General features: G+C 74.1%; 13 protein-coding genes. 5 read left to right on the top strand and 8 right to left on the bottom strand.

Going from position 1 to position 20,643, the window contains the following annotated elements:
* Nucleotides 1-462: 462 nt before the first annotated feature.
* The 4 genes from OG455_RS34080 to OG455_RS34095 all read right to left on the bottom strand — a co-directional run bounded on the left by OG455_RS34080 (nt 463) and on the right by OG455_RS34095 (nt 5,393).
* Complete coding sequence (locus OG455_RS34080) at nt 463-2,583, bottom strand: AfsR/SARP family transcriptional regulator (RefSeq protein WP_266300149.1); 2,121 nt, start codon at nt 2,581-2,583, stop codon at nt 463-465.
* A gap of 76 nt (nt 2,584-2,659) precedes the next feature.
* Complete coding sequence (locus OG455_RS34085) at nt 2,660-3,976, bottom strand: pyridoxal-dependent decarboxylase, exosortase A system-associated (RefSeq protein WP_266300150.1); 1,317 nt, start codon at nt 3,974-3,976, stop codon at nt 2,660-2,662.
* A gap of 323 nt (nt 3,977-4,299) precedes the next feature.
* Nucleotides 4,300-4,677 carry a glyoxalase gene (locus OG455_RS34090; RefSeq protein WP_266300151.1) on the bottom strand — a complete coding sequence of 126 codons (378 nt, stop codon included), beginning with the start codon at nt 4,675-4,677 and terminating at the stop codon, nt 4,300-4,302.
* A gap of 119 nt (nt 4,678-4,796) precedes the next feature.
* A complete protein-coding gene (locus OG455_RS34095; RefSeq protein WP_266300152.1) occupies nt 4,797-5,393 on the bottom strand; it encodes a TetR/AcrR family transcriptional regulator in 597 nt (198 codons plus the stop codon).
* Nucleotides 5,394-5,579: 186 nt separating this feature from the next.
* On the opposite strand from OG455_RS34095, the gene OG455_RS34100 reads away from it, so the two are divergent.
* Both OG455_RS34100 and OG455_RS42160 read left to right on the top strand, forming a co-directional pair.
* A complete protein-coding gene (locus tag OG455_RS34100) occupies nt 5,580-6,539 on the top strand; it encodes a chlorophyllase (RefSeq protein ID WP_266300153.1) in 960 nt (319 codons plus the stop codon).
* Between the two features lie 184 nt (nt 6,540-6,723).
* Nucleotides 6,724-7,929 carry a TerD family protein gene (locus OG455_RS42160; protein ID WP_323185620.1) on the top strand — a complete coding sequence of 402 codons (1,206 nt, stop codon included), beginning with the start codon at nt 6,724-6,726 and terminating at the stop codon, nt 7,927-7,929.
* Nucleotides 7,930-8,115: 186 nt separating this feature from the next.
* Here the strand turns inward: OG455_RS42160 and OG455_RS34110 are convergent, their stop codons facing one another.
* Genes OG455_RS34110 through OG455_RS34125 form a run of 4 tightly spaced genes read right to left on the bottom strand, consistent with a single transcriptional unit; the run spans nt 8,116 to nt 11,734 of the window.
* Nucleotides 8,116-9,588 (bottom strand): amidase, encoded by a 1,473-nt coding sequence (locus OG455_RS34110; protein WP_266300154.1) that lies wholly within the window; start codon nt 9,586-9,588, stop codon nt 8,116-8,118.
* Nucleotides 9,579-10,793 (bottom strand): MAB_1171c family putative transporter, encoded by a 1,215-nt coding sequence (locus OG455_RS34115; protein WP_266300155.1) that lies wholly within the window; start codon nt 10,791-10,793, stop codon nt 9,579-9,581. Before OG455_RS34115 ends, OG455_RS34110 begins: the two co-directional genes overlap by 10 nt.
* A 9-nt stretch (nt 10,794-10,802) precedes the next feature.
* Nucleotides 10,803-11,291: a hypothetical protein gene (locus tag OG455_RS34120; protein WP_266300156.1), complete on the bottom strand. Its 489-nt coding sequence runs from the start codon at nt 11,289-11,291 to the stop codon at nt 10,803-10,805.
* Nucleotides 11,292-11,299: 8 nt separating this feature from the next.
* Nucleotides 11,300-11,734: an XRE family transcriptional regulator gene (locus OG455_RS34125; RefSeq protein WP_266300157.1), complete on the bottom strand. Its 435-nt coding sequence runs from the start codon at nt 11,732-11,734 to the stop codon at nt 11,300-11,302.
* 316 nt (nt 11,735-12,050) lie between these two features.
* Between OG455_RS34125 and OG455_RS34130 the strand changes: the two genes are divergently transcribed.
* The 3 genes from OG455_RS34130 to OG455_RS34140 all read left to right on the top strand — a co-directional run bounded on the left by OG455_RS34130 (nt 12,051) and on the right by OG455_RS34140 (nt 20,588).
* Nucleotides 12,051-12,782, top strand: a complete 732-nt coding sequence (locus tag OG455_RS34130; RefSeq protein WP_266300158.1) for a GntR family transcriptional regulator — start codon at nt 12,051-12,053, stop codon at nt 12,780-12,782.
* A gap of 213 nt (nt 12,783-12,995) precedes the next feature.
* Nucleotides 12,996-15,137 carry an alkaline phosphatase family protein gene (locus OG455_RS34135; protein ID WP_266300159.1) on the top strand — a complete coding sequence of 714 codons (2,142 nt, stop codon included), beginning with the start codon at nt 12,996-12,998 and terminating at the stop codon, nt 15,135-15,137.
* Nucleotides 15,138-15,206: 69 nt separating this feature from the next.
* A complete protein-coding gene (locus OG455_RS34140; protein ID WP_266300160.1) occupies nt 15,207-20,588 on the top strand; it encodes a LamG-like jellyroll fold domain-containing protein in 5,382 nt (1,793 codons plus the stop codon).
* The last annotated feature ends 55 nt before the right edge of the window (nt 20,589-20,643 follow it).

Below are 20,643 nucleotides of genomic sequence, written 5' to 3' on the forward strand. Positions count from 1 at the left end.
GAACTGGAAAAGTCCGTTCATCGGCTGCGAACATCGCCGGCCCGCGTTGATTCGGCGCGGCAACATTCCACGCCGATTCTGCTTTGCGGGCGATCAGGGCGTCAACGGCGGCCGGGATTACCGCGGCGACCGGAAAGGGCCGGTAACTTGCTGCCAGTGGCGGCCGATTGATTATGCGTCAGTTCTCTGGAACGGCCGGGACGCGGGCGTGTCGGAACTCCTGAGCGGTCCGTCAGGATCAATAATTCCAGCCCGGTTTCCGCCCGCCGGTGCTCCCGGCCGGCGTTTCTCCGCCGAGGCTTCCCCCCGAGATCTTCCCCGAGGGTTCCCCCGAGGTTTCCCGGCCGTGCCGGCCCGCTGTCCGGTGCCCGCGTTCAGCGGGATTTCCGGTGAACGGCGGCGCTGCCGCGGCTCACCGGCTCCCGTGCGGACACCGCACCGGGTGCGACCTGTGTCGGGCGTTCACCGCTCCGCGCCGGTGCGCCCCTCCGACGGATCCTCGGCAAAGGACGGGCCCTCGGCAAAGGACGGGTCCTCGGCGAAGAAGCACTCGCGGGCGTAGATCCGGGCCAATTCGTGCAACCGGTACCGGGCGGCCGCTCCGGTCCCGCTCACCACGTCCACCAGGCGCGCGTCGACCAGGCTCTCCAGCGCCTCGGCCGCCGATCCCGCGTCGAGCGCCACCAGGCGGGCGGCCACCCAGGCCTCGAAGCTGCCGGACTCCAGCAGCCCCAGCCGGGCGAAGAGGTGCCGCGCCATCGGGTCGAGGCCCAGGTAGCCGCGCCGCAGGGTGGCCCGGATGTCGACCCCTTGGCCGGCCAGCTGGTCGAGGCGGCGGCGTTCGTCCCGCAGCAGCGCCACGAAGTCGCCGATGGTCCGGTGCGGACGCGCGACCAGCCGGGCCGCCGCCCCGCCCAGGGCCAACTGCAGCCCGCCGCACAGCTCGACGAGCTGGCCGGCCGCCCGCGGCTCCGCGTCGGTCCGCTCCCGACCGACCATGGCGGCCAGCAGCTCGACGCCGTCCGCCGTGTCGAAGACGTCCAGTTCGAAGACGGCGGAACCGAGCAGCGGGGTGGTCCTGGTCCGGGTGGTCATGATCAGCCGGCAAGTGGGCGTGCCGGGCACCAGCGGGCGGACCTGGGCCTCGTCGACGGCGTCGTCGATCACCGTCAGCACCCGGCGCCCGGCGATCGCGCTGCGGTAGAAGGCGGCCCGGTCCTCCATGCCGGCCGGGATCTTCGAGGGGGTGAACCCGAGCGCGCTCAGGAACTGCTTCAGGACGTTCGAGACGTTCTCGATCCGCCCCGCCCCGGCGGCCATCCGCGCGTAGAGCTGCCCGTCGGGGAAGGAGGCGGCCAGCGTGTTGGCCACCTCGCTCGCCACGGTCGACTTGCCCACACCGCCGCGTCCGGTGATCACCGCCACCAGCTCCGCGTGGGGGCCGCGGTCGGCCACCAGCCGCCGCCGCAGCGCGTCGAGCAGCTCGCCGTGCCCGGTGAAGTACGGCACCCGGGCCGGCAGCATGCGCGGCACGGGCACGGGCACGGGCGTGGCCACAAGTGCGGGCGCGGGCGCGGGCGCGGGCAGTGGCGCCGGGGCTGGCATCGACCCCGGGAGCGGTACCGGCATCGGCATCGGCAGCGGCAGCGGCATCGGCAGCGGCACCGGCAGCGGCACCGGCAGCGGCACCGGTGCGGCCGCGCCGCTGCTGCCGCCGCGCCAGGAGTCCGCCTGCTCACGCCGAGCGGCACCCCCGTGACCGGAGAGCGAACCGTTCAGGATGTCCTGGTGCAACTGCCGTACGGAGGGACCTGGTTCGAGCCCCAGCTCCTCGACGAAGCGCTGCCGCACCAGCCGGTACACCGCCAGCGCCTCGGCCTGGCGCCCGCACCGGTACAGCGCCGTCATCTGCTGCCCGACCAGCCGCTCGCGCAGCGGGTGCTCGGCGGCCATCGCCGAGACCTCGCCCACGACCTCGCGGTGCCGCCCGAGTTGCAGCTCGACGTCGACGCAGTCCTCCAGCACCTCGACCTGCCGCTCACCGATCCGCACCCGGTGGGCGCGCACCAGGCTGCTGTCGATGCCGTCCAGCGGTTCGCCGCGCCACAGCGACAGGGCCTCGCGGAACGCCGCGCGGGCCGCCTCCTGGCGGCCGGCGGCCAACTCGGCCCGGCCCCGCACCACGAGGCTCTCGTAGATCTGCAGGTCGAGCTCGGCGTGGCCGAGTTCGATGGCGTAGCCGCCGCCGCGCACCTGGATCCGCTCACCGAGCCCGGCGCCCAGCAGCGCCCGGCGCAGTGCCGAGACGCAGGTCTGCACCTGGGCGCGGGCGGTCACCGGCGGCGCGCCGCCCCAGAGCGCCTCGAAGAGGCTGTCCAGCGCCACGACCCGGTTGCCGTTCAGCAGCAGCAGGGCCAGCACCACCTGCTGGCGCCGCGCGGTGACCGGCACCGGCCGGTCACCGTGCACCTGCAGGAGCCCGAGCACGCGGAAGCACGGTGGCTTGGCGGGGCCGAGGACGGGTCTGTCCGGTGCCGCCCGGGTCTGGAAGGTCGCGCCACCCGGGTTCCTGGTCTCCATCATGGGCACTGCTCGCACTCTGAGTCCCTTTGACGTTGCCGGAGGAGTTGCGCCGTTCCGTCGCTCGACCGGACAGCTCCTAGACGAGGACCTCGGGCGGGGCCGGGTGGCCGAGGAACGCCGTCGGACTGGCCGTCAGGCCGTAGGCGCCGGCGCAGAAGACCGCGACCAGGTCGCCGATCCGCGCCTGCGGCAGGACGGCCTTGTCGGCGAGCAGGTCCAGCGGCGTGCAGAGGCAGCCGACGACGTCGACCGTGTCGGTGGCGTCGGTGGCGTCGGTGGCGTCGGTGGCGTCGGTGGCGTCGGTGGCGTCGGCCGTGCCGTCGGCGTCGGGCTCCGCACTCGCCTCAGCCGCCGGCGCTGCCCGACCGGCCAGCTCCACGGGGTAGTTGCGCCGGATCACCTGACCGAAGTGGCCCGAGGCGGCGAGCTGGTGGTGCAGGCCGCCGTCGACGATGAGGTAGGTCTTCCCGCGCGACTCCTTGCGGTCCACCACCCGGGTCAGGTAGACCCCCGCCTCCCCGACCAGGTAGCGGCCGAGTTCGATGACCACGCGCGCGGACGGCAGCTGGGCGCGGATCTCGCCGTCCAGCAGCTCGGCCAGGTTGGCGCCGATCGGGGCGAGGTCGAGCGGTCGGTCCCGGGCGGCGTACGGGATGCCGAACCCGCCGCCCAGGTTGAGGTAGCGGACCGGCCCGGGAGCCGACTCGGCGAGTTTGACGGCCAGTTCGACCGTGGCGCGCTGCGCCTGGCAGATGCTCGCGGCGTCCAGGTTCTGCGACCCGGCGAAGACGTGGAAGCCCTGGAAGTCGAGATCCCCGGCCGCCAGCTCGCGCAGCACCGCCGGAACCCGCTCCGCGTCGATGCCGAACTGCTGCGGTCCGCCGCCCAGTTGCATCGCCGAGCCGCGCACCGAGAAGTCCGGGTTGACCCGCAGCGCCACCCTGGCCCGGACGCCGAGCAGCTCGCTGACCGCCCGCAGCCGGACCAGCTCGTTGGCGGACTCCAACTCGACCGTCACCCCGGCGGCCACCGCCTGCCGCAGTTCCGCCGTCGTCTTTCCCGGACCGGCGAAGCTCACGCGTTCGGCGGGTGTCGCGGTGTTCAGCGCCTCGCGCAGTTCGCCGGCCGACGCCACGTCGAATCCATCGACCAGACCGCTCATGTGCTGCAGCAGCGCCGGCATCGGATTGGCCTTCACGGCGTAACTCAATTCGACGCCGCCGGGCAGTGCGGCGCGCACCGCCGCCACCCGCTCATTGACGAGCCCTCGGTCATACGCGAAGAACGGTGTCGTGCCGACGCGTTCCGCCAAGCGGTCCGCCGGAATTCCCCCCACCAGAAGGACGCCGTTCTCGCGTCCGAACGGTACCGCTCTGGTCGAAATCCCCTTCATCGGGAGCCTCCGTGTCAACGGACGAGCGGTGGATGTCGAGGAATGCCTGATCAACTGACATGCCCCTGACCGTGGATGAGATCGTAGCAGAGACAAGTGTACTGGGGTACAAGGTTCTTGGAGATTCTGGAACGTCGCAATCCCGCCGCAGGTCAATGGGGCTGCGGCGGGATTACGATCACTCGTTACGGCGGCCGCGGAGCCGCTACGGCCGCTCTCCGCACGGGATGTGAGGGGCAGTCAGCTGATCCACCGGGTCGGTGGGCGGCGCGACGGCGGCGCCGACCGCACCCGAGCCCGGCCGCGGCCCGCCGGGCGCCCGCTCAGGAGTGCGGCTCAAGGAATTCGAGCCGGTTGCCGAACGGGTCGGCGGTGTGGAAGCGGTCCTGTCCGGGCACTTCGTCGCTGAAGGTGACGGGATGTCCGTGGTCGGCCAGCCGGTCCGCGAGCGCGCGCAGCCCGCGGATCTCGAAGGCGGGATGAGCCCTGAGCGCGGGTCGGAAATCCGCCTCCACGCCGAGGTGGACCTGAAAGCCGGAGCCCTGGAACCAGCAGCCGCCGCGGACGGCGAGCGCCGGCGGCTTGGGGGTCTCGGGCAGTCCGAGCAACTCGCCCCAGAAGGCTCGGCACTGCTGCTCGCCGCCGGCCGGGATGGCGAGCTGGACGTGGTTGATGGCGGCGAGGGAGTGGGCGGCGGTCATGGCACGGGCCTCCGGCTGGGTCAGGTCTCACAGTAAGTATCTTGATATCAAGATACACAGTGGGCCATCGGCGCGCGAAGCGCTCGGACCCTCCTGGAGCCCCGCTCGGAGCCTGTGCCTCAGGCCGGGCCCGGCGGCCGCAGCCCCTGGAGGAGCAGCTCGACCAGCCGGCGGGGGTCGTAGCGAGGGTCGCTGTCCCGGCCCGCGCAGAGGTTGCCGATGCCGCGCATCAGCTCGTAGGCCTGCGTCCCCGGGCTGATCTCGCCGGCCTCGACCGCGGCGTCGAGCAGGTGCGCGCAGACGGGCACCAGGCGGTCGAGGAAGTAGGCGTGCAGCGCCTCGAAGCCGCTGCTGTCCGACTGCAGCGCGTTGGCGAGCCCGTGCTTCGTGACCAGGAAATCGACGAAGAGGTCGACCCACTGGCGCAGTGCCGCCAGCGGGGAGCCGGCCTCGGCCAGCAGCGTCGGGCCGGCCTCGGCGCAGGCCTCGACCTGGTGGCGGTAGACGGCGGCGACCAGGTCCGCCCGGGTCGGGAAGTGGCGGTAGATCGTCCCGATCCCGACGCCCGCGCCGGCCGCTATCTCGCGGATCGGCGCGTCGACGCCGGAGGTGACGAACACCGCGGCGGCGGCGGCGAGCAGCGTCCGCTGGTTGCGCTGCGCGTCGGCCCGCTTGCTCCGGACCGGCGCCTCCCCGGAGGGTCCTGTCGTGGGCATCGCGCTCTCCTCTCCTGGGACGTCCGCTGCCGTCCGGTGTCCGTTGACAAAGCGGAACGTTGATCCGTATCGTAATCGGAACAACGATCCGCTTTCAGCCTAGTCGAAACCGGACGCTCCCGACCGCCCCGCCCGCCGCCGTCGAACGGCACCGGCCGCGGAGGCCATCGAAGGGATACCCATCTCATGAGTGAAACGACCTACGGCGCCGACGCGTTCAGCCCCTCCACGCCCGTCCTCTCGGTCAGCCCGGTGGTGCTGCCGGCGCCCGGGCGGGCGGTGGACCTCCAGGTGCGGGTCTCCGCGCCGGTGACCGGGAGCGGCCTGCCGGTGATCCTCCTCTCGCACGGCCAGGGCCACTCGAACCACCTCTCCTCGCTGAACGGCTACGCCCCCCTCGCCAACTTCTGGGCGGCGCACGGATTCGTCGTGATCCAGCCCACCCACCTGAGCTCGACGACGCTGCGCCTGGATCCCGCCACCCCCGGAGCGCCGATGTACTGGCGGTCGCGGGCCCAGGACATGACGCGCCTCCTCGACGGGCTCGACGTGATCGAGAGCGCCGTTCCCCAGCTCCGCGGGCGCCTGGACCCGGACCGGGTCGCCGTGGCCGGGCATTCGATGGGCGGCCACACCGCGAGCCTGCTGCTGGGCGCGCGGCTCACCGATCCCCAGGACGGTACGGAGGTGGACCTCGCCGAGCCCCGGATCAAGGCGGGAGTGCTGCTCGCCGCGCCCGGCAGGGGCGGCGACGCCCTCACCGCGCCGATCGCCGAGAGCTTCCCCTTCCTGCTGACCACGGACTTCTCCCGGATGACGACGCCCGCGCTCGTGGTCGCCGGTGACCTGGACGCCTCCGCCCACCTGACCGTCAACGGCCCGCGGTGGCACACCGATCCGTACCACCTCGCCCCCGGTCCCAAGGCCCTGCTCACGCTGTTCGGCGCGGAGCACGGGCTCGGCGGGATCTCCGGGTACGACGTCGCCGAGACCACGGACGAGCACCCCGGGCGGGTGGCCGCGCTCCAGCGGCTCACCTGGGCCTACCTGCGCACCGCGCTCGACCCGGGGGATCCCGCCTGGCGGGCGGCGTGCGACGCGCTGACGGCCGGGCCCGACCCGCTCGGCCGGGTCGAGTCCAAGTAGTGGAGTCCGAGTAGTCGGGTCCAAGTAGTCGGGTCCGAGCAGTCGGGTCCGAGTGGCGGGCGGCGGGGGAGGGGCGGCGGGCGGTTCGATGCAGGGCCGGGCCCGGTTCGGGAACCGTCGCGGCGTGCGGGGCGTTGTCGCCGACGCAGACCGGTACTCGCGCGTGAGCGCTGAAGGAGGATTCATGGGCGTGGTCCTGACGAGGGGCGGCAACGTGTCCCTGGGTGAGGTGGCGCCGGGTCTTGGCACCGTGCTCGTGGGCCTGGGGTGGACGGCCGCCGCCGGGTACGAGCTCGATGCCAGCGCGCTGCTGTGCGACCGCGAAGGGAGGGTCTCCGACCAGAACTTCGTCTTCTTCAACAACCTGCGCAGCCCGGACGGTTCGGTGCGCCACCGCGGCGCCGCCCCGGCGGGGTCGGGGGACCGGGAGCAGCTGGAGATCGACCTGGCCGCCGTGCCCGACGAGGTGCGGCGGATCGTCTTCGCGGTCGCCATCTACGAGGCCGCGCAGCGGGGTCAGACCTTCGGCCAGGTGCGTGGCGCCCGGATCCGCCTGACCGACCCGGTCGGCGGCGCCGAACTGGCCCGCTACGACCTGGTCGACGAGGCCGCGGGCGAGAGCGCGATGGTCTTCGGCGAGCTCTACCGCCATGTCGGCGGGTGGAAGTTCCGCGCGGTCGGCCAGGGCTACGCCACGGGGCTGGCCGGGATCGCGGCCGACTTCGGCGTGCGGGTGCTGCAGCAGGCAGCCGAGCCGAGCACGCCGCCGCCACCGGCCCCCGCGGCCGCCCCGTTCCCACCGGCTCCCGGGTCCGCCCCGGTCCCGCCGGCGCCCGCGCCGTTCCCGCTGACGGCCACGCTCCCGATGGCCGGCGCCGCTCCCGTGGCCACCCCGTTCCCGTCGGCCGCCCCGGTGCCCGCGCCGGCCGCGCGCGCCGCCGACCCGCGCGCGGCGGGGAGTCCCGCCGCGGCGTGCTTCTTCGACCCCGCCCACGGCGCCGGCAGCGCCTCCGTGCTCTGGTCGCCGCAGTGGGGCACCCCGCGCGGGATCCACGCCTGCGCCTCCTGCGCGCAGCGGGTGCTGAGCACCGCGCCGCCCTTCTACACCCCGCCCCAGCCGGTTCAAGCGGCCTACCCCCAGCCGGTTCAAGCGGCCTACCCCCAGCCGGCCCCGGGCGGGTATCCGCAGCCGGTTCCGGGCGGATACCCGCCGGCCGGCGTCCGCCCCCAGCAGGCGGGGCCCGACCAGGGCCGCCGGTTCGGCACCGGAGCCCTGATCGGCGCGGGTGCGGCCGGCATCCTGGGCGGCATCCTGCTGGACGAGGCGCTGAGCGACGACGAGCCGGACGTGGTGGTCAACAACTACTACGAGGACGACGGGTTCTTCTAGATGCTGCTCGACCTCGCGGTCCACGGGCGCTTCTGGGCCAGCGGCTTCGCGGCGCCGTCCTAACCGCGCCGCGCCGCGCCGGCCGCTCCGCTCTGGCTGCTCCGTGCCGGCCGCTCCGCCCTGGCCGGCCGTGCCGGCTGCTCCGCCCTGGCCGGCCAGGGCCCGCCCGCGCTTCCTCGGGCTCTCTCAGCCGGCGAACACCGGCTGAGTGCCGCGCAGTTCGCCCCAGAGCTCGCCCAGCAGCCCGGCGGCCCTGACGACCGTGCGGTCACCCAGGTGGGGCCCGATGAGCTGGACGCCGAGCGGCAGCCCCTCGCCGGTGCGGCCCAACGGCACGGTGGCGGAGGGCAGCTGGGCGAGGCCGGCGAGGTTCAGCCAGGTGGTCTGCTCGAAGTAGCCGCGCCGCCGCCCGTCGACGGTGAGGTACCGCTCGGGCACGGGTACGCCCGTCTGGTCCGGCACCGCGGCCGTCGGCGCGGCCGGGGCGATGAGCAGGTCGACGTCCTCGAAGTAGGCCGCCCAGCGCTCCTGGAGCCGTCGGCGCTCCTCGTTGGCCAGCAGCCAGTCGCGGTGGCTCATCGTGCGGTCGCGCAGGTAGTCGGCGCCGGGCGACCCGTCGTCCTCGGGCAGCCGCCGGGCGGCCGCCAGCTCGGCGGTGAACGCCTGCGGTGCGGCGCTCGCGGTGCTGCCGGCGAACATCAGGGAGCGGAACAGCCGGTCGCAGGAGGCCAGGTCGACCGGGGGAGCGGAGTCGCCGGCGCGCACGCCCAGGTCGGACAGCACCCGGTCCAGCTCCTCCAGCAGGGCCCGGGTGGCCGCGTCCACCGGGCAGAAGGGGTCGTCGGCCCAGATGCCGATCCGGTGGCCGGCGAGCTGCTCGTGGCGGGGCGGCGGCAGCTCCAGCCGCCAGGCGGCGGCCTCGCGGGGCGCCGGACCGGCCAGCACGCCCAGGGCGAGGTCGAGGTCGGCCGCGCTGCGCCCGATCGGGCCCACCGAGAGCAGTTCGGAGGTCGTCAGCCAGCCCGGCGGGCGCGGGATGTGACCCCGGCTCGGCACCACGCCGCCGGTGGGGCGCAGGCTGTGGACCCCGCAGTAGTGGGCGGGCAGCCTGAGCGACCCCGCCAGGTCGCTGCCGATGTCCAGCGGGCTGAGGAAGGCGGCCACGGCCGCGGCCGAGCCGCCGGAGGAGCCCCCGGCGGTGCGGCGCCGGTCGTGCGGGTTCGGCGTGGTGCCGAACAGTTCGTTGCCGGTCTGGAGGTCCTGGCAGAACGGCGGCGTGTTCGTCTTGCCGAGGACGACCGCGCCGGCCGCGCGCAGCCGGGCCACGGCGTCCGCGTCGCGCGACGGGACGTGCTCGGAGAGCTCCACGGCGCCGCAGGTGGTGCGCAGGCCCTCGGTCTCCAGCGCGTCCTTGAGGGTGATCGGCAGTCCCAGCAGCGCGGTTGCCCGGCCCCGGCCCCGGCCCCGGCCCCGGGCGCGCCGCTCGTCGGCCGCGGCGGCCGCGGCCAGGGCGCCCTCGGCGTCGAGGGTGACGACCGCGTTGTCGTCGGGACGCGAGGCGATCCGGTCCAGGTGCGCGGCCGTCAGCTCGCGGCTGGAGACCTCCCCCCGGTCCAGGGCGGCCAACTGCTCGTGCGCGGGGCGGTGGATCAGGTCCATGATCGGGATTCCTCGGGTGCGGGGACGGCCTCGAAGTGGGCGGCGATGCGCAGCAGTACGCGGATGTCGTCGTCCGGCGTGCGGACGTCGTCGCGGATGCCCGCGTCGGCGTACGAGGCCGGGGCTCGCGGCGGTTCGTCGCGCTGGTAGGCGGCCAGCGCCGCGTGCAACTGGTCGGCGGTGACGGCGGCGGCCAGCTCGGGGCCGCGTAGCCCGGCGCCGGTGTGCCGGGCCTCGGCCGCGCGGCGCACCGACTCGTCCAGGTGGTGGCGCAGGGCCCACTGGCCGTCCCGGATCTCCACGGCACGGCGGTACAGGTGCCAGCTGGTCCCCCAGAGGGGCGGTCGGTCGGCCGCGGCCTTCCGGTGGGTCTGCAGCGCGATGGTGGGCAGGGCGTCGTGCAGCCGGTGCCAGAGCGGCCCCAGGCGCTGGTGGTCGCGGTAGGCGCCGGCCCAGGCGCGGGCCTGCGGGACGGCGTGCACCGCCAGCGTGGGGATGAAGAAGCCGGCCAGCGCGAGCGTGGTGCCGCCGTCGGCGCAGAGCCAGGCGACGTTCTCCCACCACGCCGAGGCGGGGGCGAGGCCGAAGACCGCCGCCGCGACGTCCACCAGCCGGACCGCGCTGTAGCCGAAGGTCAGCAGTGCCCCGGCGCCGACGACGCGCAGTCCGCGGGCGATCCACGGCTCGCCGGTGCCGCCGGCCCGCCACCAGCAGACCACGGCGAGGATGCCCTCCCCGACGGCGTAGGCACCGATGTAGAGGGTCAGGAACGCCTGGTAGACGCCGTCGTGGAGGTAGTGGGCGGTGAAGGCCTGCGGGGAGACGGGGCCGCTGACGGGCAGCAGCAGGAAGAGCGCCACCAGCGCGGCGGTGACCGCCGCCCCCGCCGCGAGGCAGAGCCGCACCGCCCCGCGGGCCCGCTCCCCGGGCAGCACCCAGTGGGCCAGCACGACGAGCTGCAGCGTCGACAGCACCGTGACGACGCCGAAGGCGGCCAGGATGCCGGTGGCCGGGTTGCCGGTCGCCTCACCGAGCAGCCGCCAGACCGGATCGAGGGAGACCAGGAAGGAGACGGCGGAGAGGCCGTACACGGCGACCAGGGCGGTCAGCGCCTTGTCCCGCCCCAGGCGCCGTGGTGGCCAGAGCAGCAGGAGGAAGCCGGCGACGGCCAGGGCCAGGCAGATCGGGTGCAGGAGCTGCTGCATCGACCCCGGTCACCGCCAGTCGCGCAGCAGCGTTTCCGCCACCGGGTCGTCGCCCCGCGGGCGCAGGCCGGGGCGGTGCGCGTGGCGCTGCAGGTAGGTGCCGATCAACTCCGCCTCCTCCTCGTCGTCGTGTTCGTAACTCGTGCGGCCCAGCATCATCTTGACCACCCGCGGGTCGAGGTCGGGAACCAGCCGGTCGGCGACCGGCGGGGCCGCGGGGAGGATGGGCAGGCCCTGGTGCTCGCGGAGGATGTGCCCGAGTTCGTGCGCGATGATGTGGTCCTGGTGGGCGCGGCTGGTGTCCGGGTGGACGAAGACGTAGTCGGTGCTCGTCGACCTGATCCAGAGGCCGCACACGCCCTGGGCGATGTCCTCGGAGATGGGCAGGATCCGGATCGGGTAGCCGGACCGTGCTTCGACGACCGGGAAGAGCTCCCGCACGCCGGCGACGCGCGGCAGGTCCAAGCCGCGCACGAAGCGTCGGCAGCTGCTCCGCATGCTGCCCCTCACGGGTTCCGGTCCGTTGCCTCGTCGGCGGGGACGACCGGGAGCCCTTCCTGTGCGCGCAGTTGCTCGACCGTCGCGAGGACCTGCGCCAGGCTCTGCGGCGACAGCCCGGCCACCCGGGTGGCGACCCGCCGCACGCCGCTGCTGCGCAGCTCGCTGACGAAGGCGAGCTCGCCGGCGACCCGGTCGGCGGTGCCGTCGTCGAAGAAGTAGGCCGCGGGGACGCCGAAGAACGACGCCAGCGCCTCCAGGTGGCGCCTGGTGGGGTTGTCCCGCCGCCCGGTGCGCAGCTGCCACAGGTAGACGTGCGAGAGGGAGGCGCCGTCGCGTTCGCGCAGCAGGGCGGCGACCTCGTGGTTGCTGTACGGGCCGCGGTCGGGTGGGTGGACCGTCTCGAACAGCGCGTTCAGTCGCTCCTGGAGTGTCCTGGCCAAAAGAACCCCTCCCCAGCCCTCGGAAATGATCGTGAGCTGACCCAACGTACCGATCATGCGACAGTCAGCATGTTAGCCGAACCCCGTCGGCCGTCGGCCGTCGAGTCCCGGCGGGCCCGCGGCCCGGCACGCGACCGCGGCGCACGGCGATCACCTGTCGCACAAGGAAGTTGGGCGGGCGCGGGCGGCCGGCGGCGGCCGCGGCGGTCCGCGCCGGCACCGGCCGGGGCCGGCTCCGCGCGGCCTCGCCACCGCCCTGACCTGGTAACCTCCACCACACGAAACGCCAACCCACCCTTGAGCAGGACGTGCCTCGGTGAACGGACACGCGGCCATCGCGGCGGACATCGAGCGGCGCGTCGCCGACGGACGGTACCCCACCGGGCGGAAGCTGCCCAGTGAGCAGGCGCTCGCACAGGAGTACGCCACGACCCGCGCCCGGGTCCGCACCGCGCTGGCGTCGCTGGCCCGCCGGGGCCTGCTGGTCTCCCGGCCCAACTCGGGCTGGCTCGTCCAAGCCGGCCACCGGGCGCAGACGGTGGGGGAGCTGCGCGCGTTCTCGCGGTGGGCCGCGGAGCAGGGACGCGAGTCCAGCGGGCGGATCGTGCACCGCGAGCGCGGTGGCGCGAGCGCGCGCGAGGCCCGGTTGCTCGGCATCGGACTGGGCGAGGAGGTGCTGCGCTTCACCCGGGTGCGCACGCTCGACGGGCGCGCCGTCATGGTCGAGCGCTCGACCTGGGCGCCGTGGGTGGTCCCGGTGATCGACGCGCTGCCCGACGACGCGCCCTCGGTCTTCGGCGCGCTGGACGCCGCGGGCGTCCGCGTCCTGCTCGGCGACCACCGGATCGAGGCGGTGGCCGCCTCCAGCGACGACGCCCGACTGCTGAACGTCCGGCGCTCCAGCCCGCTGCTGCAGGTCAGCCGCACCTCGCCGACCGTCGACGGCCGGCTGGTCGAGGTCGCGGTCGACCGCTACGTCTCCGATGCGGCGGCCTTCGACGTCCGCGCCGGGGACGTGGCGCCCTTGCTGCGCTCGCCCGGCGAGTGAGCGCCCCGGCCCTGTCCGGCTGAGCTGCCGCTCGCGGCCCACCGCGCGCAGTCGGCCGCCGCTCGCGGCCCACTGCGCGCAGTCGGCGATCGAATCCCACCGTTCGAGCCCGCAACCAGGCGGCTGTCGGTCCCTGTTCACAGCTCATTAACCCGCGGCGCTTTTGATCCGGTCCGTCCTCCCCAGGAACTGCACCGGAACCAGGAGCGCCCCATGACCACCACCACCCCCGAGCCCGCCGGCTCCGACGACGCGCGGCAGGGCGGGCTCGTCCCGCCGGAGATCCTGCGGTCCGGCCTCTCCCGGCGGGCCATGCTCAAGGCCATGGGGCTCTTCGGTGGCGCCGCCACGCTCACCGGCGGCGGCGCGCTCGCCTGGGCGGCCGGCGGCGAGAGCGGCCAGCAGGCGGCCTACGTGCTGCCCGAGGGCTTCAGCGGCACCATGGCCGACCTGAAGCACGTGGTGATCCTGATGCAGGAGAACCGCGCCTTCGACCACTACTACGGGGCGATGCCCGGCGTCCGCGGCTTCAACGACAAGCAGGCGCTGCGGTTCCAGAACGGCACCACCGTCTTCGCGCAGCCGAGCGGCTCCGGCACGGTCAAGCCCAACCACGTCACGACCGTCGCCCAGACGACCACCGGCCTCGATCACGGCTACGGCACCGGCACCGGGGCCTGGAACGGCGGCAGGTACAACAACTGGGTGCCCGCCAAGGGCAGCGCGACCATGAACTACCTGACCGGTGACGAGATCCCGTGGCAGTGGTCGCTGGCCAGCAACTACACCCTGTGCGACAACTACCACTGCTCGATCATGGGGCCCACCACGCCCAACCGGCTCTACCTGTGGACCGGCACGTCCAACGGCGTGACCGCCAACGGCGGCGAGACCTCGGGCAACCGGTCCTGGCAGACCTATCCGGAGGCGCTCCAGTCGGCCGGCGTCTCCTGGCGCGTCTACGTCGACAACAACAACGGCGACGGCTGGCGGGGCGACTACGAGGACAGCCCGATCCGCGGCTTCGCCACCTTCACCCCCAGCGCGGCCAACCTCGCCGACACCACCAAGACCGCTCCCGGCACCGGCCTGGTCTGGCGCGCCAACTCCTTCCCGTACGCCGCCGACGGCCTGCCCAACGACGACAGCGACACCAACCTCAACGGCGTCCTGGGCGACTTCATCGCCGCCTGCGCCCCCGGCGCCGCCCACCCGCTGCCGCAGGTCTCCTGGATCGTCGCGCCGTACGAGTGGTCCGAGCACCCCTCCGCCAACCCGGAGCACGGCGCCCGCTACACGGACCGGGTGATCCAGGCGCTGCAGAGCAACCCGGACGTCTGGAACCACACCCTGCTGATCCTCAACTTCGACGAGAACGACGGGTACTTCGACCACGTGCTGCCGCCGTTCGCGGAGCCCGGCACCGCGGGGGAGTACGCCGGCAGCACCCCGCTCGGCTACGGCGCCCGGGTCCCGATGACCCTGGTCTCGCCGTGGACCCGGGGCGGCTGGGTCAACTCCGAGGTCTTCGACCACACCTCGGTCATCCGCTTCCTGGAGGTGTGGACCGCCTCGCTGGGCACCCCGGCGCCGAGCACCACGATCACCCCGTGGCGGCGCACCATCAGCGGCGACCTGACCAGCGCCATCGACTTCTCCCGCCCGGTCCTCGGCACCCCGTCGCTGCCGGACACCGCGGCCCTGGTCGCGATCGCCCGGGCCGGCGGCACGATCGCCACCCAGGTGCCCGCCGACGACCAGTGGAACGACTACCCGCCGCTGCGCCCGCGCCCGCTCTCCTTCCAGGCGCACGGCACGTTCACGGAGAACCGCGCCACCGGCCAGGTGACCGCGAACCTGACCCTGGCCGGCGGCCCGAGCGGCAAGGGCGTCAGCCTCCAGGTCTTCCCCGACCGCTACAAGCCCTTCACCAACACGCCGTTCACGGTGACCGCCGCCGCGCCGCGCTCCTACGTCTGGGACGCCACGGCCTACCAGGGCCGGTACGCGTTCTCGGTCTACGGACCCGACGGCTTCGTGCGCTCCCACGCGGGCACGGTGCTGCCCGCCGGGCAGAACAACACCGGCGTGCCCCGGGTCGACGTCGACCTCACCGCGGGCGCCGCGCCGGTCCTGGCGATCACCCTGCACAACGACGGCCTCCAGCAGGTGCACTACACCCTGGCCGCCAACGACTTCGTCGGCGGCACCCAGGACTTCTGGGTCGCGCCCGGCCAGTCGAAGAAGGTCAACTGGCCCACCGCCGAGGGCTACTACGACGTCGTGATGACCGCGGACACGGGCACCGGCTGGAACCACCGCTACGCCGGGCGGATCGCCCAGCCCGCCGCCTGACGCCCGCCGCCTGACGCCCGCCGCTTGAAGCCCGCCGCCGCCCCGCAACCCCCTCCCCTGGAGCGCTCCATGGCCGTTCGGCCGCGCACACCCCGCCGACCCCGCCAACCCCTACCGCCGCCATCGCACCGCCCGCTGCGGAGGCTGTCGGCCGCCGCCCTCTCCACCACCCTCGCCCTCGCCGGTCTGGCCCTGTCACTGGCCGCACCGGCGACGGCCGACCCGGCCTACGACTCGCGCGACTCCGTGCTGCCGGTGGTGTCGTACACCTTCGACAACGACTCGGGCACCACCGTGGCCGACAGCTCGGGCCACGCCAACAACGGCACCTGGAGCGGCACTCCGGCCTACGCGGCCGGGGTCTCGGGCAAGGCGCTGCACGTGAGCGCCGGCAAGAACTTCGTGACGCTGCCGAAGACGGCGGGCCAGACCGACGGCTCGGGCAGCTTCTCCTTCGAGACCTGGTGGTACGACAACGCGGAGACGGCCGACGCCCCGCTGGTCGCCAACCAGAACTTCGCCTCCTGCGCCAACGCCGGCTTCACCTTCTACCACCTCAGCGGCGGCTACCAGCAGCGCTCCTGCTACGGCGTGGGCACCACCAAGACGTACAGCGCCACCCGCACCACCTCGATCCAGAACGGCTGGCACCACCTCGCGGTGGTGCAGGACAGCACGGCGCACACCTACTCGTACTACGTCGACGGCGCGCTCTCCTCGACCACCTCGACGATCTCCGGCAGCACGGCCGCGAACTTCGACTCCGGCAGCCCGATCCGGATCGGCCAGGACGGCACCGGCGCGTACAGCGCCACCGACGACGCGCTGGTCGACGACTTCGACTTCTACGACCAGGCCGTCAGCGCCACCCAGATCGCGGCCGACTACGCGGCCACCAACCCGGCCACCCACTTCCCGGTGACCGTCACCGACGACGGCCACGGCTGGGGCACGGCGTCCGTGCTCGCGCCGGCCGCGGGCACCACCGACACGCTCACCGCGACGCCCGCCACCGGCTACTCGTTCAAGGCGTGGGTCCCGGTGTCGCCGTCCATGCCGGCGGTCAACGGCGACGGCACGTTCACCGCGCCCGGCAGCGCCGTCACGGTCCAGGCCACCTTCGCGCCCGACACCTACGCCGTCAGCTACGACGGCAACGGCGCGGACGGCGGGACGACGGCCGCGCAGACGCTGACCTACGACCAGGCCGCCACGCTGAGCGCGAACGGCTTCACCGCCACCGGCAAGCAGTTCGCCGGTTGGAGCACCACCCCCAGCGGCGCGCCGCGCTACGCCGACCAGGCCGCCGTCAAGAATCTCACCGCCACCGCCAACGGCAGCATCACCCTCTACGCGCGCTGGGCCCCGGCCGGCGCCTTCGCGGTGACCGCCACCGGCGACAGTCACGTCACGGTGAGCACCTCCGCCGACCCGGCGGCGGGCTGGGCGGCCCCCGGCTCCACCGTCACCCTGAGCGCCGCCCCCGCGACGGGCTACTCCTCGACCTGGCAGGCCGTCAGCCCCGCCGGGCTGGTGATCGCCGCCGACGGCAGCTTCACGATGCCCGCGCAGAACACCGTCATCAAGGCGGTGTCCTCGGCCAACCCGTACGGCGTCGTCTTCGACGGCAACGGCGCCACCGGCGGGGCCACCCCCGCGCAGCAGTTCAGCTACGACCAGGGCGCCGCGCTGACCGCGAACGGCTTCACCCGCGCCGGCTACGGCTTCCTCGGCTGGGCGACGAGCCCGACCGGCCCGCTCGCCTACACCGCGGGCCAGCGCGTCGACGACCTCACCGCGACGGCCGGCGCGCAGGTCACCCTCTACGCCGTCTGGGGCCGCTTCCGCGCCGCGGGCGACACCGCCGCCCCGGTCGCCTCCTACGACTTCGACGCCGACAAGAACGCTGTGGTCAGCGACAGTTCGGGCCAGGGCGGGAACGCCTCCTGGAAGGGCGCCGCCACCTACGCCAAGGGCGGCCTGTCGGGTCTGGCCGCCCACGTCAGCGCGGGGAGCAACTTCATCCAGCTGCCGGTCACGGCGGGCCGCACCGACGGCTCGGGCAGCTTCTCCTTCTCCACCTGGTGGGGCGAGTACGGCGAGACCTCCGACTCGGCCCTGGTCAGCAACCAGGACTCCAGCGCCTGCTACAACCCGGGCACCTCGCTCTACCACCTCTCCGGCACCTCGACCACGCGCGCCTGCTGGGGCCAGCCCACCGGGACGACGCGCCAGTACTCGGCGACCAGCCCGACCGCGCTGCAGGGCAACTGGCACTACCTCACCGTGGTGGTCGACCGCGGCGCGCAGACACTGAGCTACTACGTCGACGGCACGCTGGTCACCACCTCCTCGGCCGGCCAGCTGACCGCCGCGACCAACCTCGCCTCCGGCCTGCCGTTCACCATCGGCCAGGACGGCACGGGCGCCTACGCCGCCTCCGTCGACGCCCTGGTCGACGACTTCGACTTCTACAACCAGCCGCTCACGGCGGCCCAGGTGGCGAACGACTACAACGCCACCAAGCCGGCCGCCACCGCGCTGCCCGACGAGTCGACGGTCGACGTGCAGGCCCCCGTCTCCACCCTGCCGGCGGGCTTCGTCACCGACACCTTCCACGCCCCGCCGGCCCGGGTGAACACCGCCGTCACGCAGCCGGTGGCCGGCCTGTGGCACGGCGACACCGTCACCTCCTACACCAAGGCCGGCGGTGACCCCTGGCTCACCGTCGACGCGAACGGGGTGGTGAGCGGCACCGCGCCGGGCACCGCGCCCCAGCACCCGGGCACGATCACCGTGCGGGCCACCGACGGGACCACCTCCTCCACGATCACCGTCGAGGTCCCGGTCCTCGCCGCCGGAGACGCCCCGCAGCTCGCCGCCGCTACCTGGAACCTCTGGGACGCCGGCACGCACGTGGACGACTCTCGGCTGAAGGACCTGGCCGTCATCGCCGGCAACGGCCTCGACGTGATCGGCGTCCAGGAGGACGGCGGCACCCTCGCACAGCAACTCGCCCAGGCACTGGGCTGGCACGCCTACGAGGGCACCGGCGGCCTCGGCATCGTCTCCGCCTGGCCGATCTCCGCCGCCGGCGTCGTCGCCGCCACCGGCGCGGCCCCCGCCGTGGGCGTGACCGTCAACGTGGCGGGCCGCGACGTGCGGGTCTGGGACGCCGCCCTCGACGAGAGCGCCTACGGACCCGAGCAGGCCTGCGCCAAGCCCGGCACCGACGCGGCGGCGATCACCGCCGCCGAGAAGGGTGCCACCCGCTACGCCCAGGCCCAGGCGATCGCCGCCGCCATCGGGCCCGACGCCGCCGCGGCCGGCGGCACGCCGGTGCTGCTGCTCGGCGACCTCGCCTCCCCGTCGGCCGCCGACTGGACCTCGGCCACCGCCGCCGCGCACTGCGGCATCGGTGCCGTCGACTGGCCGGTGCCCGACGCCGTCACCGGCACGGGCCTGGCCGACTCCTTCCGGGTGGCGAACCCCGATCCGGCGGCCGCGCCCGGGAACACCTGGTCGCCGATCGAGCCGGTCGACCCGGCCACCGGCGCCGCCGAGCCGCAGGACCGGATCGACTACGTCGACTACGCGGGCAGCGACCTGCACGTGCTCGGCTCCAACACCCTGGTCGCCGGCTGGCCCTCGGCCACCGACACCAACACCAACGCGTGGACCAGCGACCACACCGCGGTCGTCACCACCTTCACGCTCGGCACCCCGCTGCCGGCGACCCCGGCCCCGACCGTCAGCACGGCCACGAGCGCGCTGGTCTACCAGGTCGGCCACGGGCCGAGCGCCGACGCCCTGCGCGCGGCGATCGGCGTCAGCACCGACCCCGCCGACGCGAGCGTCACCGTCGACGCCGGCCACGTGGACTACGGCACGGTGGGGCACTACACCGTGCTGGTGACCGCGGCGAGCAACGGCTACGTCTCCGACCCGGTCGCGGTGACCGTGCAGGTGGTGCCGGTCGTCACCATCACGCTCGCGCACAGCTCGGTCCCGCTGCCCGGCCTCGGCCTGACCCAGGCGGCGGTGCTCGACGGACTCGGCGCGACGCTCGACACCACCGGCACCACCGGTGTCGACCTCTCCCAGGTCGACACCGGCGCGACCGGCAGCTACCCGGTGACGGTGACCGGGACCGACGACCACGGCTTCACCGCGACGGCGCGGGCCACGGTCGTCATCACCTCGCCCGACCTGCCACCGGTCCTCACCACGGCGGTGAGCCCCGGCACGGCCGACGGCCGGAACGGCTGGTACGCCTCGGCCCCGACCCTGACGGCCACCGCGGTCGACGACTCCGGCACGGCGCCGGCCATCGAATACCGCACCGGCACCGGTGACTGGACGGCCTACACCGGGCCGCTCTCCGCCCCCGACGGCGAGCTGACGTACCAGTTCCGCGCCACCGACGACGCGGGCCACGTCAGTGCCCCGGTCGCCGTGCCGGTCCGGGTCGACCGGACCGCGCCGAGCACCACCGCCGCCGCGGCGCCGGGCGCGACCATCATCGCGCCGGTGACGGTGACCCTGATCGCCACCGACGCGGGCTCGGGCGTGGCCCGCACCGAGTACCAGCTCGGGAGCGGCGACTGGACGGCCTACACCGGGCCCTTCACCGTGCAGCCGCTCTTCACCGACCAGGCCGTCTCCTACCGCTCGACCGACACGGCCGGCAACGGTGAGCCGCCGCACCACCTGGTCGTCCCCGCCATCGCCCCCGTCGCCCCGGCGATCACCACGAGTGCCCCGGCCGCGAGTTACGGCACGGCGGCCACGGTGACGGTGGCGATCAGCTCCCCTGGCCTGCCCGCCACCGGCACCGTCACCCTGACCGAGGGGAGCACCGCGCGCGGATCGGCCGCCCTGGCGAACGGCACGGCGGCCTTCACCCTGCCGGTCGGCCTGGCCGCCGGCGGCCACGTCCTGCTCGCCTCCTACGCGGGCAGCGACCTGCTCACCCCGGTGACCCAGACGCTGGTCGTCACCGTCGGCCTGCCCCCGGCCTGGAGCGCCTCGGCGGTCTACGACTCCGGTGCCAAGGTCTCCTACCAGGGCGCCGAGTACACGGCCTCCTGGTACACCAGGAACCAGCAGCCCGGCGACCCGCAGGGTCCGTGGCAGCAACTCGCCATGACCGAGGACGGTACGGCGCTCTGGACGGCCTCGCGGACCTTCAAGGCCGGTGACCTGGCCGTCTACGAGGGCAGGACCTTCAAGGCCGACTGGTCCACCCGCGACCAGCCCCCGGGTTCGGTGACCGGCCCCTGGGAGGAGCAGGCACCCCTGGGCCCGAACGGGGTCGCCGCCTGGACGCCGACCACGGTCTACGACTCCGGAGCCCAGGTCACCTACCAGGGTGGCACCTACCAGGCGCGGTGGTACACCCGGAACCAGGCCCCGGGCACCGCGAACGGTCCCTGGAAGAGGACCGGCTAGGCCCCTGGTACCGCTAGGCCGGTACCGCTCGACCGTGCGCCCCGCGACGACCGAT

The sequence above is a fragment of the Kitasatospora sp. NBC_01287 genome (assembly GCF_026340565.1).
Lineage (GTDB): Bacteria > Actinomycetota > Actinomycetes > Streptomycetales > Streptomycetaceae > Kitasatospora.

What these genes read in the sequence shown, in the direction of transcription:
- OG455_RS34080 (WP_266300149.1), bottom strand. Translation starts at nt 2,583, where the DNA reads ATGATGGAGACCAGGAACCCGGGTGGCGCGACCTTCCAGACCCGGGCG.
- OG455_RS34085 (WP_266300150.1), bottom strand. Translation starts at nt 3,976, where the DNA reads ATGAAGGGGATTTCGACCAGAGCGGTACCGTTCGGACGCGAGAACGGC.
- OG455_RS34090 (WP_266300151.1), bottom strand. Translation starts at nt 4,677, where the DNA reads ATGACCGCCGCCCACTCCCTCGCCGCCATCAACCACGTCCAGCTCGCC.
- OG455_RS34095 (WP_266300152.1), bottom strand. Translation starts at nt 5,393, where the DNA reads ATGCCCACGACAGGACCCTCCGGGGAGGCGCCGGTCCGGAGCAAGCGG.
- OG455_RS34100 (WP_266300153.1), top strand. Translation starts at nt 5,580, where the DNA reads ATGAGTGAAACGACCTACGGCGCCGACGCGTTCAGCCCCTCCACGCCC.
- OG455_RS42160 (WP_323185620.1), top strand. Translation starts at nt 6,724, where the DNA reads ATGGGCGTGGTCCTGACGAGGGGCGGCAACGTGTCCCTGGGTGAGGTG.
- OG455_RS34110 (WP_266300154.1), bottom strand. Translation starts at nt 9,588, where the DNA reads ATGGACCTGATCCACCGCCCCGCGCACGAGCAGTTGGCCGCCCTGGAC.
- OG455_RS34115 (WP_266300155.1), bottom strand. Translation starts at nt 10,793, where the DNA reads ATGCAGCAGCTCCTGCACCCGATCTGCCTGGCCCTGGCCGTCGCCGGC.
- OG455_RS34120 (WP_266300156.1), bottom strand. Translation starts at nt 11,291, where the DNA reads ATGCGGAGCAGCTGCCGACGCTTCGTGCGCGGCTTGGACCTGCCGCGC.
- OG455_RS34135 (WP_266300159.1), top strand. Translation starts at nt 12,996, where the DNA reads ATGACCACCACCACCCCCGAGCCCGCCGGCTCCGACGACGCGCGGCAG.
- OG455_RS34140 (WP_266300160.1), top strand. Translation starts at nt 15,207, where the DNA reads ATGGCCGTTCGGCCGCGCACACCCCGCCGACCCCGCCAACCCCTACCG.